The 13,770-nt window shown below is 69.5% G+C and carries 11 protein-coding genes; 3 read left to right on the top strand and 8 right to left on the bottom strand.

The genetic code is table 11. The features are described from left to right. Nucleotides 1-26: 26 nt before the first annotated feature. The 3 genes from HD601_RS28250 to HD601_RS28260 form a co-directional block, all read right to left on the bottom strand. A complete protein-coding gene (locus tag HD601_RS28250) occupies nt 27-911 on the bottom strand; it encodes a carbohydrate ABC transporter permease (protein WP_184827606.1) in 885 nt (294 codons plus the stop codon). Then, a complete protein-coding gene (locus HD601_RS28255) occupies nt 908-1,855 on the bottom strand; it encodes a carbohydrate ABC transporter permease (RefSeq protein WP_184827608.1) in 948 nt (315 codons plus the stop codon). Before HD601_RS28255 ends, HD601_RS28250 begins: the two co-directional genes overlap by 4 nt. Nucleotides 1,856-1,940: 85 nt before the next feature. Continuing rightward, nucleotides 1,941-3,317 (bottom strand): ABC transporter substrate-binding protein, encoded by a 1,377-nt coding sequence (locus HD601_RS28260; protein WP_184827610.1) that lies wholly within the window; start codon nt 3,315-3,317, stop codon nt 1,941-1,943. Between the two features lie 248 nt (nt 3,318-3,565). Between HD601_RS28260 and HD601_RS28265 the strand changes: the two genes are divergently transcribed. Further along, on the top strand, nt 3,566-4,588 hold the full coding sequence (locus tag HD601_RS28265; RefSeq protein WP_184827612.1) for a substrate-binding domain-containing protein: 1,023 nt from the start codon (nt 3,566-3,568) through the stop codon (nt 4,586-4,588). A gap of 63 nt (nt 4,589-4,651) precedes the next feature. On the opposite strand, the gene HD601_RS28270 is transcribed toward HD601_RS28265, so the two are convergent. Both HD601_RS28270 and HD601_RS28275 read right to left on the bottom strand, forming a co-directional pair. Further along, complete coding sequence (locus HD601_RS28270; RefSeq protein ID WP_221441391.1) at nt 4,652-6,763, bottom strand: alpha/beta hydrolase-fold protein; 2,112 nt, start codon at nt 6,761-6,763, stop codon at nt 4,652-4,654. A 169-nt stretch (nt 6,764-6,932) separates the two neighbouring features. Then, complete coding sequence (locus tag HD601_RS28275; RefSeq protein ID WP_184827614.1) at nt 6,933-8,474, bottom strand: alpha/beta hydrolase-fold protein; 1,542 nt, start codon at nt 8,472-8,474, stop codon at nt 6,933-6,935. A 187-nt stretch (nt 8,475-8,661) separates the two neighbouring features. Between HD601_RS28275 and HD601_RS28280 the strand changes: the two genes are divergently transcribed. Next, nucleotides 8,662-9,390 (top strand): hypothetical protein, encoded by a 729-nt coding sequence (locus HD601_RS28280; RefSeq protein ID WP_221441392.1) that lies wholly within the window; start codon nt 8,662-8,664, stop codon nt 9,388-9,390. Here HD601_RS28280 and HD601_RS28285 read toward each other — a convergent pair. Further along, nucleotides 9,387-9,827 carry a hypothetical protein gene (locus HD601_RS28285; protein WP_184827616.1) on the bottom strand — a complete coding sequence of 147 codons (441 nt, stop codon included), beginning with the start codon at nt 9,825-9,827 and terminating at the stop codon, nt 9,387-9,389. The two genes, HD601_RS28280 and HD601_RS28285, sit on opposite strands and share 4 nt — an antisense overlap. Before the next feature lie 119 nt (nt 9,828-9,946). Here HD601_RS28285 and HD601_RS28290 point away from each other — a divergent pair, with 119 nt between their 5' ends. Further along, on the top strand, nt 9,947-11,029 hold the full coding sequence (locus tag HD601_RS28290; protein WP_184827618.1) for a substrate-binding domain-containing protein: 1,083 nt from the start codon (nt 9,947-9,949) through the stop codon (nt 11,027-11,029). On the opposite strand, the gene manD is transcribed toward HD601_RS28290, so the two are convergent. Further along, a complete protein-coding gene (gene manD / locus HD601_RS28295) occupies nt 11,026-12,231 on the bottom strand; it encodes a D-mannonate dehydratase ManD (RefSeq protein ID WP_184827619.1) in 1,206 nt (401 codons plus the stop codon). The two genes, HD601_RS28290 and manD, sit on opposite strands and share 4 nt — an antisense overlap. Next, nucleotides 12,228-13,745: an FAD-dependent oxidoreductase gene (locus HD601_RS28300; RefSeq protein WP_184827621.1), complete on the bottom strand. Its 1,518-nt coding sequence runs from the start codon at nt 13,743-13,745 to the stop codon at nt 12,228-12,230. Before HD601_RS28300 ends, manD begins: the two co-directional genes overlap by 4 nt. Nucleotides 13,746-13,770 lie beyond the last annotated feature (25 nt).

The raw sequence follows: 13,770 nt of genomic DNA on the forward strand, positions 1-13,770 counted from the left end.
GGGCGGGGGCGCAGATGCGAGCCGGCCTATTTCAGGCTGCCGATGGCCAGGCCTCCCCGCCAATGGCGCTGCAGGGTGAGGAAGGCGATGATGAGGGGGATCACGGACACGAGCGAGCCCATGATGATGATGCTCCACAGCGAGGTGCCGCCGGCGTTGTTCGCCGAGGCGACCCCCTGCCACTGTCCGATGCCGACGATCACCGGGTACAGGTCGTTGTCGGAAAGCATCGCCAGCGGCAGGAAGTAGTTGTTCCAGGTCGCCACGATCGACAGCAGCAGGACCGTGACGATCGCCGGCCGCATCAGCGGCAGCGCGACCTGCAGGAACGAACGCGCCTCGCCGGCGCCGTCGACACGGGCGGCGTCGAGCAGCTCGTCGGGCACCGCGTCGCGCGCGTAGACGTGCATCAGGTAGACGCCGAACGGGTTGAGCAGCGACGGCAGGATCACCGCCCAGATCGTGTTCGTCAGCCCCAGGCCGGAGAACATGATGAACGTCGGGATCACCAGGGCCGTGGACGGCACCATCACGGCGCCCAGCAGGACGGCGAAGCTGAACCGCCGGCCGGCGAAGCGGTACTTCGCGAAGCCGTAGCCGGCCAGCACCGCCAGCGCGGTGGCGCCGAGGCCGCCGACGAACGCGTAGAGCACGGAGTTGAGCAGCCAGCGCGCGTAGATGCCGCCGCTGTAGGTGAACAGCTCCCGGAGGTTGCCGACGAAGTCGATGTCGTCGGCGAACCACAGGGCGTTGCCGCCGCCGAAGAGCCCGGCGGCGTCCTTCGAGCTGTTGACGATGACCCACCAGAAGGGCACGAGGAAGTACACGAGCAGGAACCCGAGCAGGACCTGCAGCGGCAGGTAGCGCTGTGGGCGTCGGCGACGTGCGGCGACGTCGATGCTGGCGGTCATGAGAGGAAGCTCCCCCGCTTGCGGGTGGCGAACAGGAAGATGTAGACGCAGACGAAGACCACGCCCCCGAGCGCGAACGAGATCGCCGACCCGTAGTTGAAGTTCGCCAGCCCGAACGCCTGCTGGTACGCGTACATGTTGGGGGTGAAGTCCGGTCCGATGGTGCCGGCGGCGAGGTCGCGCAGGATCTGTGGCTCGTTGAAGAACTGCAGGGTTCCGATCAGCGCGAAAACGAGGATCAGGACCAGCGCGGGCGTGATCAGCGGGACCTTGATCCGCAAGACGATCTGCCAGCTGCTCGCGCCGTCGATCCGGGCGGCCTCGTACAGGGTCGGGTCGATCCCCTGCAGGGCGGCGTACAGGATGATCATGTAGTAGCCGGCCCATTGCCACGTGACGATGTTGAGCAGGCCGTAGAAGACCAGGTCGTTGCTGAGGAAGTCCGGAGCCGAGGCGCCGAACAACCCGAAGATGTCCCCCAGCGGCCCGAAGTTCTTGCTGTACAGGAATCCCCACATGAGTGCGCCGATGACAGCGGGGATCGCATACGGCAGGAAGATCATCAGCCGCGAGAAGCGCGCGAAGGACGACGTGACCATGTCGAGGATGAGCGCCATCGCGAGCGAGATGAGCATCTGCACGGGGATCAGCACGAGCGAGAAGCGGACCACGAACCAGGCGCCGTCGAGGAAGCTCGGGTCGGTGAAGGCCTTCGCGTAGTTGCCGAGGAAGACGAAGCTCGTGCCGCCGATCATCGCCTTCCGGAACAGGCTGAGGTAGAGGGCGTACGCGAGCGGCGCGACGAGGAAGGCGAGGAAGACGAGACCGAACGGCCCGACGAAGATCCAGCCGATCAGCTGCTCGCGGAGGGGCACCTTCCGCGCTCCGCGTCTGGTCTTCTTCTCGATGTACGGCGGTGGTGTCTCGGTGATCTGCAGGGTCATGCTCGTGCTCCGGAGGTCAGTGGGCGGCGGGTTGGACGGGCGGGGCCGGCGCGCCCTGCGGACGCACCGGCCCCGCCACCGTCGGTCACTGGACGGTGAAGCCCTGTTCCTCGGCGTAGCCCACGACGTCGTCGTGCAGCGCGTCCGCGGCCTCGGACCCGGCGATCGAGCCCTGGTTGACGGCCGCGAGCTGCTCGGTCATGGCGTCGTAGTAGTACTGCTGTAGCGGGCTGTAGGTGAAGCCGCCGTACGCGTTCGCCGCCGGGACGTAGACCTCCTTGTTCGCCTGCTGGCCGCCGAAGAACTCCACCGCGAGGTCGGCGAAGGCCGGGTCCTCCAGGGCGTTGAGGTTCAGCGGGAAGATGACCTGGTTGGTCCAGCCGTCGGTGAGCGAGGCCTCGTCGGCGTAGATGCCGAAGGCCACCTTCGCGGCCAGTTCCGGGTCGGTCGCCTGGCTGGTCACCGAGAAGGCCGACCCGCCCCAGTTCACCTGCACCGGGTTGGCGGGGTCCCACTGGGGCAGCGGCGCGACCGCGAACTGCCCGGAGTCCGCGCCCTCGCCCACGCCGGCGCCGGTGAGGTAGCCCGGAGCCCAGGCGGCGGAGATGTAGGTCGCGTAGTCGCCGTTGATGACGCCGGAGATGTACTCGGGCGTGAACTGGTCCTGCGTGCCGACCAGCCCCTTCTCGACCAGGCCGCCCCAATAGTCGAGCACGTCCTTCGACGCCTGGTCGTTCAGCTCGATCCCGATGTTCTCGGGGTCGGCGGTGTCATAGGAGAACGGGTCGGCGCCCTTCTGGATCTGCAGGGCCATCATGACCGCAGGCACGTTGGCCCCGAGGTCGCCGAAGAGCGGCCCGCCGGCGTCGCGCACCGTCTGCGCGGCCTGCTCATACTCAGCCCAGGTCGTGGGGGGCGTGATGCCGTACTGGTCGAAGATGTCCTTGCGGTAGATCATGCCCATGGGGCCACCGTCGACCGGGACGCCGTAGACCGCGTCGCCGACCGAGACGTCCTTCCAGGCGCCCTCGCTGTAGTTGTCGCGGACGTCCTCGTAGCCGTAGTCGCTGATGTCGACCAGCGCCTCCTGGATCTGGAACGTCGGGATGCGGTCGGCCTCGATCATGATGACGTCGGGTGCCCCGGTGCCCGCGGCGATCGCCGTCTGGAACTTCTCGTACTCGTCGCCGCCCTGCCCGACGTTGGTCCAGCAGACCTGCACCTCGTCGTTCTGCTCGTTGAAGTTGTCGACGACCAGCTCCATGTTCGGGTACCACGCCCACAGCGTCACGGCCGGCAGGTCCGTCTTGGGGATGGTGTTCGTGCAGCTGCTGGCGTCGGACCCGCCACCACCACTACCGCCGTCGCTGCTGCTGGTGTCGTCATCGCCGGACGAGCAGGCGGCGAGCGTGCCCGCGAGGACGAGCGCCGTCGCCGCGGCGAGGAATGGCTTCCGCTTCATTGCGTGGGTTCCCTTCGGGATGCGTGGGACGTGATGTCGGCGCGTCGCCGTTTCGACCCGGACCGTCGACGCGGTCAACGGGTAAGCTTTTATAACGTTGTATGTTTAGCGATAAAGGTGACTATGGCAATCCGCTCGGCCGGTGTCAAGAGTGGTCGCAGGCCTCGGTTCGGTAACGACCGAACGCCAGGCGGCCCCTCTAGAATGCGTGATTGCGCAGATGAGGCCGCGAAGACGAGGAGGCATGCGTGAGCCCGACGATGCACGACGTGGCGCGCGTCGCCGGCGTCTCGATCAAGACCGTGTCGAACGTGATCAACGACTTCCCGCACGTCCGGCAGACGACCCGGCTGCGCGTCATGGCGGCCATCGAGGAGCTCGGCTACCGCCCCAACCTGTCGGCACGGGGCCTGCGTTCCGGTCGCACGGGCGTCATCGGTCTCGCCGTGCCCGAGTTGCGGCAGAACTACTTCGCGGAGCTGGCCGACGCCGTCATCCGCGCGGCCGAGAAGCACGACCTCGGCGTCCTGGTCGAGCAGACCAGCGGCGACCGCAACCGCGAGATCGCCGCCGTCACGGGCGCCGGCCGTCTGCGGCTGACCGACGGGCTGCTGTTCAGCCCCGAGCGCCTGGGACAGGACGATCGCCATCTGCTCAGCAACTCCTTCCCCTTCGTGATGCTCGGCGAGCGCATGTTCGGCGGCCCGACCGATCACGTGACGATGCACAACGTGAGCTCCGCCCAGGCCGCCGTCGAGCACCTGCTCGCCATCGGGCGCCGGCGCATCGCACTCATCGGCGCCCACCCCGACCAGCGTGAACAGGTGCGTTCGGCCGACCTGCGCGTCAAGGGGTACAAGGCGGCCCTCGAGGCGGCGGGTCTGCCGCTCGACCCGCAGCTCGTCCGGGTCGTGGCGCCGTGGCACCGCGAGAACGGCGCCGAGGCGATGCGCGACCTCATCGCGTCCGACATCGAGTTCGACGGACTCTTCGCACTGAACGACACCCTGGCGCTCGGCGCGCTGCGCGCACTCGGCGACGCCGGCCGGCGAGTCCCGGACGACGTCGCCGTCATCGGGTTCGACGACATCGACGAGGCCCGGTTCTCCATCCCCTCGCTGTCCAGCGTCGACCCGGGCCGCGACGAGATCGCCGAGACCGCCGTCCAGCTGCTCGTCGAGCGCATCAACGAGAAGGGCGACGAGGAGCTCCCGCCCCGTCTCATCAAGCCGGAGTTCCGGATCGTCGCGCGCGAGTCCACCGCCACTTGACGCGGTCCCGTCGCCGGCGCCGGTCTGCGGACGCCGGCGCCGGCGACGGACGACTGCCCGCCCCTACTTGAACAACAGGGGCGCGAAGTCGATGAGGTTCCTCTGCCACGCGTCCCAGCCGTGCGGACCCGGTGTCGGCCCGTCGAACACGTAGTCGATGCCGAGCTGGTCCATGACCGGCAGCGAGCTCATGAAGGACGGATACACGAAGTCCGTGGGGTCGCCGACGTAGATCTTCAGCAGGGTCGTCCCGTCGTTGATCGCGTCGGCGTCGACGCCGGTCGCACTGCCGAACCCGGCCGAGAAGGCTCCGACGTAGGCGAACTCACCCGGGTGCGTCTTGAGCACCGTGTAGGTCTGCCCGCCGCCCATCGAGAGGCCGGCGAGGGCCTGCTTCGACGGCTCGTCGGAGATGTTGTACGCGGCGCGCGCCGCGGGTGCGAGGTTCTCGAGCAGCTCCCTGGTGAAGTTCGAGGAGTTGCCGTTGCCCATCACGACGACCATCGGCTCGAGGTTGCCGTCGAGGTAGTGGTGGTCGAGGATCTGCTTGGCCCGCCCCATCTCGATCCAGTCCGTGTAGTTCTGGCCGCCGCCGTGCTGGAGGTAGAACACGGGGTACGGCTCGGCCCGGTCGGGGTCGTAGCCGGGCGGGGTCCAGACGTAGGCCTTCCGCTCGGCCCCGGCGACGGCGCTCTGGTAGGTGAGCGTCTCGACGGCGCCGCCCTGCCCTTCGGGCACGTCGGCGACCATGCGGGCCGACTCCCCCGGGATGAAGAACGTGCTCCACGTGGGCTCGGTGGTGACGCGGGTCGGGTTCGAGGCGTCCTTCGTGGAGACGCGGTCGACGATGAACCGGTAGTAGTGGAAGCCGGGCTTCAGCGGCCCGACGGTGGCACGCCAGCGGTCGCCGGAGCGGGTCATCTCGACGCGGACCCAGCTGCCGCCCGGCGCCCAGTTGCCCCATACGGTGACGTTCTGCGCGTCCTTGAACGCCGTGGTGGTCTCGAAGGTGACGAAGCCGTCCTCGGTGATCCACGGCGTCGGGGTGGTGCCGGCGGGCGGCAGGCGGAACTCGGACTCGAGCGGGAGGTGCCCCGGGCTGGGGCCGTCGTCCTCCACGTCGCGGAAGAGCCGTGGCATGAAGTCGACCAGGTTCTCCTGCCAGGCGTTCCAGTTGTGCCCGCGGTCGGGGTTGACGCCGTCGAACTGGTACTCGACGCCGGCCTGGTCGAGCTGCTGCATGAGGCGGAAGTCGAGGTTGTACGCCAGGTCGGTGACGTTGCCCGTGTAGATGCGCAGGAGCTCGGTGCCCTCGTTGATCTCGGCGGCGTCGACACCGGAGGCGTTGCCGAAGTAGAAGCCGGCGAACGAGCCGACGTAGGCGAACTCACCCGGACGCTCGAACACGGTGCTCAGCGTCTGGAAACCACCCAGGGAGAGCCCGGCGAGTGCTTGCTGCGAGGGGCTGTGCGAGATGTTGTAGTCGTGGCGGGCCTCCCGCATGATGTTGCGCAGCAGCTCCTTCTGGAAGTCCGGCACGTTCCCGTCGCCCATCACGACGACCATGGGCTCCATCTCGCCCCGGAGCGTGAGGTTGTCGAAGATCTGCTTCGCGCGACCCACCTCGACCCAGTCGCGGTAGCCCTGGGCGCTGCCGTGCTGCAGGTACAGCACCGGGTACGGCTGACGCCGGTCGGCGTCGTAGCCCGGCGGCGTCCACACGAGGGCCGACCGCTCCCCGCGGGTGACGGTGCTGCGGTAGGTCATCGTCTCGATGGCACCGCCCTGGCCCTCGGGCACGTCGGCCAGCAGGCTCGCGGACTCGCCGGGGACGAAGAACGTGCTCCACTCGGGCTCGGACGCCACGCTCGTGGGGTTCGTCGGGTCCTTGACGACCTTCGTGTCGTCGGCGGTGAACTGGTAGTAGTACAGGCCGGGCTCGAGCGGGCCCATGACCGACGTCCAGTTGCTGCCCCGGCGCGTGAGGCCCCACTGGGCCCAGTTGGCCGACGGGCCGAAGTTGCCCTCCGCGACGACCTGCGACACGGCGCCGAACGTCTCCTCGACCTCCGCGGCCGAGATCGTGAACGTGACGAAGCCGTCGTCGTCCACGGTGACCCACGGCGTGGCGGCGGCAACGGTCTGTGGTGCGGCGACCAGGGTCGCGGTCGCCATGGTGGCGCCGATGGCGAACGCGGCGAGCCGCGCGCGTAACCCCCTGCGGCGCGTGGGACTCCGGTGAGATGTCATCACCATTGATTCCTCTCCCTGTATAACGTTGTACTGACGGCTCCGGCCCGCCCGCTCGGTCTGCCGTTGCTGTGGGCGGGCCGGCGTGAGGGGACTACTGCCGGTATTCCAGGTTGGCGATGATCTTCGCGGCCGTCTCGACGAGCTCCGCCGCCTGCTCCGCGGTCAGCTTCGCGTCGCTCTCGAGCTCGCCGACCTGGTCGACGAACGCGTTCAGCAGGTAGAGCGAGCCGTTCTCGTCGCGCGTGAGGAGCTCGTACGCCCGGTCGAGCTTCACCGTGAGGGCGTTGCGATTGCCCCGGTTCAGGCTCGTGCTCGCCACGCCGTCCTTCAGCACGTCGATCTCGTCGGCGAGGAACGCCTGCGGCTGCCACAGGTAGTCCCGGACGAACGTCGTGAACAGCTGGTTCCAGGCGTTGAAGTCGTGCGCGCCGGCGACGACGACGTTCTCGACGACCGCGTTGTCCAGTGCGGCGACCTGCGCGGCGTTGGGCAGACCGAAGTCCCACGCCCCGCCGCCGAAGAGGATGTAGGGCGCCGCGAGATCCGGCGTCGCGTTGTCGACGCGCGCACCGCCGCTCCAGGGGCCGTAGTAGCCGAACAGCGTGGGGTCCTGGTTGATGAGGTTCATCGTGACGATCCCGCCCGCCGACAGACCCGCGAAGGCCCGGTCCCGCGGCTGCGTCGAGACGTTGTAGGTGCTCTCGACGAACGGGAGGACGACGTCGCGAAGGTTGGGGTAGCCCGCTGCGGCGCTGCCCAGGTAGTTGGTGGCCGTGGTGACGACGATCGCGGGTTCGGTGACGCCGTCGTCGAGCAGGTTGTCCATGATGACCGGGACGTCGCCCATGTTCATCCAGTCGGACTGATCCTGACCGCCGCCGTGCTGCATGTAGATCGTCTTGTACGGCTCGGCGCGGTCCGGGTCGTAGCCCGGCGGCAGGTACACACCCATGGTCCGCGTGGCGGCGCCGACCTGGATCGGCACGTAGCTCCACGTGCCCTTCGCCGAGTCGGGCCGGGGGTTCTCGATCTCGCGCGCCGCGAGCGGGGCGTAGTCCTGCTTCTCCGCGTCGTACGGCACGTACACCTTGTTGAAGGCGCGCCGGGCGGTGCCGGTGAGGCCGTCGGGAGCGAAGATCGGCGAGTTCGCCGGGTCGGGCACCCACAGGCTCGTGTCGTCGTCGACGTAGAACCAGTACTGGTTGGCGCCGGCGGCCAGCGGCACGTCCGTGACCCAGTAGCCGTTGCCGGCGTTCGTCATCTCGACGTCGTAGGCGCCGCCGCCGCGCATGAGACCGGGCCGGAACTGCGACGGCTGGTAGACGGTCGGGTCGCCGGGATTCTCCCAGTCCCGCAGCAGGATGTCGGCGACGAACCGGACGCTGGTCGCGTCCGGGTCGTAGAGCACGAAGTGCCCGGTGTAGCCGGTCGGCGAGTCGGGGTCCTCGACGACGGTCGGCCCCGGCGTCAGGTCCACCTCGTCGGCCCGCGCCGCCACGGACGACATGCCCAGCACCATCGCCCCAGCGAGCGCCAGGGCCGCGACCACGTTCAGGAGCCGGGCGCGACGGCCTCCGCCACCCCTCTCGCCCCACGCCTCTCCAGCCTGTCCGATCAGGTGCACGACCCTCATCACGTTCCTCCTCGAAGGCAGCGGGGCGCCGGACCACCGTCTGGCGACGCAAGGCTATCGATCGTTTACGACGTTGTAAATACGACGTTGTAAACGGACTTCACCCGCCCGGCGGCAGGCCGGGATCGAGCGAACGCCGGGCCTTTCGGCTCTCGCCCCCGGAACCGGACGGGGACACGATTCGGATGTGCTGGAGTCGCGCTTCCATCGCAAGCACCAGGGGCCGGCCGCCGGGTCCACGTGGTGGGCGCCCGGGGCTCGCGGCTGGTGGATCGCCGTGCTGTTCGCCATCGGGTCGGTGCTGTTCGCGGTCGGCTCCGTGCCCGCGTTCGGCAGCGCCGTCGGGGCCCGGTGGGACACCGCCACCTACTTCATCGGCTCCCTGTTCTTCACCTCGGCCTCGTTCCTGTCCTATCGGGAGGCCGTCGACGCCGGCCCGGAGACGCTCAACCCGGCACACCGGCGCTTCTTCGTCTACCAGCGCCGGCGGATCGACTGGTGGGCCACCGCCGTTCAGCTGGCCGGCACGCTGTACTTCAACGTCAGCACGGGAGTCGCCATGGTGGACAACCTGTCCGCCGAGGCCGCGCACCAGCACGTCTGGCGGCCCGACGCCGTCGGCTCCGTCTGCTTCCTGGTCTCCAGCCTCCTGGCCTGGTACGAGGCCTGCCACGGCTGGGTCGCCTGGCGTCCGCGGTCGTGGTCCTGGTGGATCACCCTGACCAACCTGATCGGGTCGATCGCGTTCGGCGTCTCCGCCGTGGCGGGCTACATCGACCCGCTCACCGGCCAGGTGCACGACCTCGCCCGAGCCAACACCCAGACCTTCATCGGCGCGGTGTGTTTCCTCATCGGCGCCGTGCTGCTGCTCCCCGAACGCACCAACGAGAGCACCGAACAGGCGAGCGCGTCCTAGGTGGCTTGCTCCAAGGCCATCTTGATTGACCGGGCCACATCCGAAGGATCGCGTGAGTCTGGACGAATGTAGGTGCCGGAAGGCTCGAAGCCACCCGCTGATCCAAGGTTCGCGAACGGACTGACCACCAACTCCCCCGATGCTCGCTCGACGCTGACAGCCTTGGCTCCCGCCATGAACTGTCTTTGAGAGCGCACGCGGGCGAGCCTGTGGAGACGCTTCAGCCTGGCGGAGATCTCCTGGCTGGAAGCGGCGACGGTCCTCCCACTCGACTCCAGCGCTGCCATCACGAACTCGCCAAGCTCAGAGTCGTTGACCGTCTCGTCCAGCGCCCCCATGTGATCGTTGATGACCCCCACACCACTCGGCGTCGGAGAGTAGCCGGAGATGACGAAGCAACCGCCACGATGGACGACGACGACGCTGGCGGCGCTCAAGGCAGGATCACGGTATCCAAGGTACGAGACTCGATCGCTCGTCGTGAGGTTCTGGACACGTGGTCGCGTCGCGATGCCGGTAGCCCGTCGGCTGCGGGAGTTGCGTCTAGTCTTGAGCTGTGAGTTCGACCGTCACTGTCCGCGATGTCGCCGATCGGGCGGAGGTGTCCATCGGCACGGTGTCGCGGGTGCTGAACGGCCACGCGAACGTGGCTCCGGAGTTCCGCGACCGGGTGCTGCGGGCCGCCGCCGATCTCGGCTACCGCCCGTCGGTCCGGTCGAGCCGGTCGCGGCCGGGGGCGGGCGGCGAGCGGCAGGCCACGCCCCGCATGGGGTTCCTGCTCACGCTGCCGCACCTGCCGCCGCAGAAGGACCTGCTGGCCCCGTTCTGGGCCGAGATCCTGCACGGCGCGGAGCGCGAGGCCACCGCCCACGGCGGCAGTGTGTCGTACCGGTCGGTGACCGAGGTGCCGGCCAGCGCGGCGGAGTTCCGCCGCCAGCTGCGGCAGATGGATCTCGAGGCGGTCATGCTGGTCGGCGTGACGCCGGCGGACATGGTGACTGCCGCGCGCGACGCCGGCCTCGCGGTCGTGCTGGTCGACCACCGGTTGCCGACGCTGGACGTCGACGAGGTGGTGTCGGACTACCTGCAGGCGGGCCTGCTGGCGACGGAGCATCTCATCGAGGCCGGGCATCGTCGCATCGCGTTCATCGGCGGGCCGCTCGTGCCCGGTTCGCCGGTGCGCAACGCGATCCCGACCATCGAGGATCGCGCCATCGGGTACCGGACGGCGTGCGCTTACGCCGGCATCCCCTCCGGCCCCGACCTCGCGGTGAGCTGCGACCTGACGCCGCAGGGCGGGTACGACGCGGCGCGGGCGCTGCTCGACCGCGGCACGGAGTTCTCCGCGATCTTCTGCGCCGGCGACCGGCTCGCCTCCGGGGTGTTGCGGGCGCTCCACGAGGTGGGCCTGGACGTGCCGGGCGACGTGTCCGTCGTCAGCGTGGGCGACGAGTACGGCAGCGAGCAGACACTGCCGCCGTTGACGACGGTCCGCGTGCGCAAGGAGCTGATGGGCGCCGTGGCCGTGCGCCGGCTGCTCGAGATCAGCAGCGACCGCCCCCGCCCCAACCCGGTGACGATCATGGCGCCCGTCGAGCTCGTCTCGCGCGGCTCGGTCGGCCCTGTTCGGCTGCGCTAGTAGTTGCCCACGGAACCGTCGACGCGGCGGCTGATCGGCAGGTAGGACCGCTCGTAGGGGAGGCGCTCGGCCGCCTGCTCGTCGATGTCGACGCCGAGGCCGGGCCGGTCGCCCGGGTCGAGCCGGCCGTCACGCACGGTCCAGCCCACGTCGAACACGTCGCGGGCCGGCACGGGGTGGTCCTGGTACTCCTGGATCGCGGCGTTGTGGACCGCGACGCCGAAGTGCGCGGCTGCCGCCGTCGACACCGGCGAGAGGTCGGCGGCGCCGTGGCAGCCGGTGCGGACGTGGTACGGCTCGGCCAGCGCGGCGAGCTTGCGCAGGTGGGTGAGCCCGCCCGCGTGCGGCACGGAGGCGCGCACGTAGTCGATCAGCTGCTCGCGGATCAACAGCTCGCAGTCGTACACGCTGTTGAACACCTCGCCGACGGCCAGCGGCGTGGTGGTGTGCTGACGGATGAGCCGGAAGCTCTCCTGGAGCTCCGCCGGGACGGGGTCCTCCAGCCAGAACAGCCGGTGGTCCTCGAGCCGCCGGCCGAGCCAGCCGGCCTCGATGGGCGTGAGCCGGTGGTGGGCGTCGTGCAGCAGGTGGACGTCGAAGCCGACCTTCGAGCGGACCGCGTCGAACAGCTCGGGCACGAACCGCAGGTACTTCTCCGTCGACCAGTCCTCCTCGACCTCCGGCAGGGTCGGGTCGTCGGTCGACGGCCGCGGCAGGCCGACGCCGTACATGCGGCCGATGCCCGGCACCGCGCACTGCACGCGCACGGCACCGAACCCCTGCGAGACCAGCCGCTCGACGTCCTCGACCGCCTCGCCGACGGAGTGGCCGTGCGCGTGGGTGTAGACCGTGATGCCGGGCCGGCTGCGCCCGCCGAGGAGGTTCCACACCGGCGTGCCCAGCGCCTTGCCCTTGAGGTCCCACAGCGCGACGTCCACCGCCGCGATGGCGGTCATCGTCACCGGGCCGCGCCGCCAGTACGCGCCGCGGTAGAGGGTCTGCCAGATGTCCTCGATGTTCGCCGGGTCCAGCCCGATCAGCATCGGCACGACGTGCTCGCGCAGGTACGCCGCGACGGCGAGCTCGCGGCCGTTCAGGGTCGCGTCGCCCAGGCCGTACAGACCCTCGTCGGTCTCGAGCTTGAGCGTGACGTAGTTGCGTCCCGGCGAGCTGACGATCACCCGCCCGGCGACGATCCTCACAACACGCTCCCGTACTCGGTCAGGTGGGCGGCCAGCTCGGCGTAGTCGTAGTCCTGCACCGGCCGGTCGTGCGCGATGGACAGTGCGGCCAGCTCGCCGCAGGCCTCGCCGAGCATGCCGAACGCCGGCTCCAGCCGCGTGGTGGCGTACCCGATGTGGCTGGACGACAGGCACACCGGCACCGCGATGTTGGTGACGCCGCCCGCGGCCGGGAACAGGATCTCGGCGGGGATCTGGTACTGGTCCACCTTGTTGTCCGGGTCGATCCAGATCTTCGTGATCGGGCCCTCGCAGACCAGGACGTCGCCGTCGACGTAGAGCTGGACGCCGTGGCAGTCGCGCGGGTAGAGCCACCGGCACACCGACGTCGCCTTGGTGTCGTGGGGGACGTTCTGGTCGTGCTCGGTGAGCACGTAGGCGCCGATCATCCGCCGTCCCTCGCGGACATACAGCGCGTGCGGCCAGCCGGCGCCGTACGGGCTGTCGGCGAACTCGTCGGCGGGCAGCCCCCAGCTCGCGGCGTCGGCGCGCAGGTGCGGCGGGACGGCGGGGTCGTTGGCCAGCCAGTGGTAGAGGCCCTGCTGCCAGCGCACGTGCCGATCGACGACGTCGTCGCGGATCCGCCAGGTCGCGTCCGGGTACTCCCACGACTCGTTGGGCAGATCGCAGGAGAGCGTCTTCAGCCCGTTGTTGGTCTGGATCTTGCCGTTCGGCAACACCGCCTGGTTCTGCACGACGTCGAAGAACGTGGCCGGCTTCTCCAGTTCGATGACCTGGCGGACGATCTCGTACATCCCCGGGTCGTAGCCCTCCGGCTTCGGGAACGGCAGCCGGGTGGCCGGGTCCTGGGTCACGATGCAGCGGAAGTTGTACGACTGGACCTTGTCGTCGCCGTCGCCGGGCTTGCTCAGCGGACGCCCCCGCAGCGGGTAGCGACCGTCCGCGTGGACGCCGGCGACGGTGAACGCGCGGTCCGGGATGAAGCCGGCGGTGGGCTCGCCGTACGTCGCCGACGACTCGCGGCCCACCGTGTACGGCACGCCGGCGAACGCCATGAGGTCGCCCTGATACGAGGCGTCGATGAAGAACCTGCCCCGGATCCACTCGCCGCCCGCGCGGACACCGAGGATGGTGGTGCCGGCCACGTCGACGTCGCCCCGCTCGAGACGCACGTGACGCTCGATGCGCGCGCAAGAGGCCTCCGCCAGACGGTCCGAGACCCGCTGGGCGACCTTCGCCTCGAAGTCGTAGACCGGCTCGGCCGAGCCGTACTCCGCGCCGATGCCGCCGAAGAACAGCTCGTCGGTCAGCCCGCGCAGCGCCGACGGCTCGAGCGGCACGTCGGACATGACCAGGCCGCCGGCGATGTGGCCGCCGAGGTAGCCGGTCGGCTCCAGCAGGCAGACCCGCAGGCCGCGACGGTGCGCGCGGGCGGCCGCCATGAGGCCGGCGAGCGTGCCGCCGTAGACGACGACGTCGAAGGAGTCGTGCGGGGCGGGATCGGGGGTCGTCATGATCGCTCGGTTCTCCTGATCTGTC

Source organism: Jiangella mangrovi, assembly GCF_014204975.1.
GTDB classification, from domain to species: domain Bacteria; phylum Actinomycetota; class Actinomycetes; order Jiangellales; family Jiangellaceae; genus Jiangella; species Jiangella mangrovi.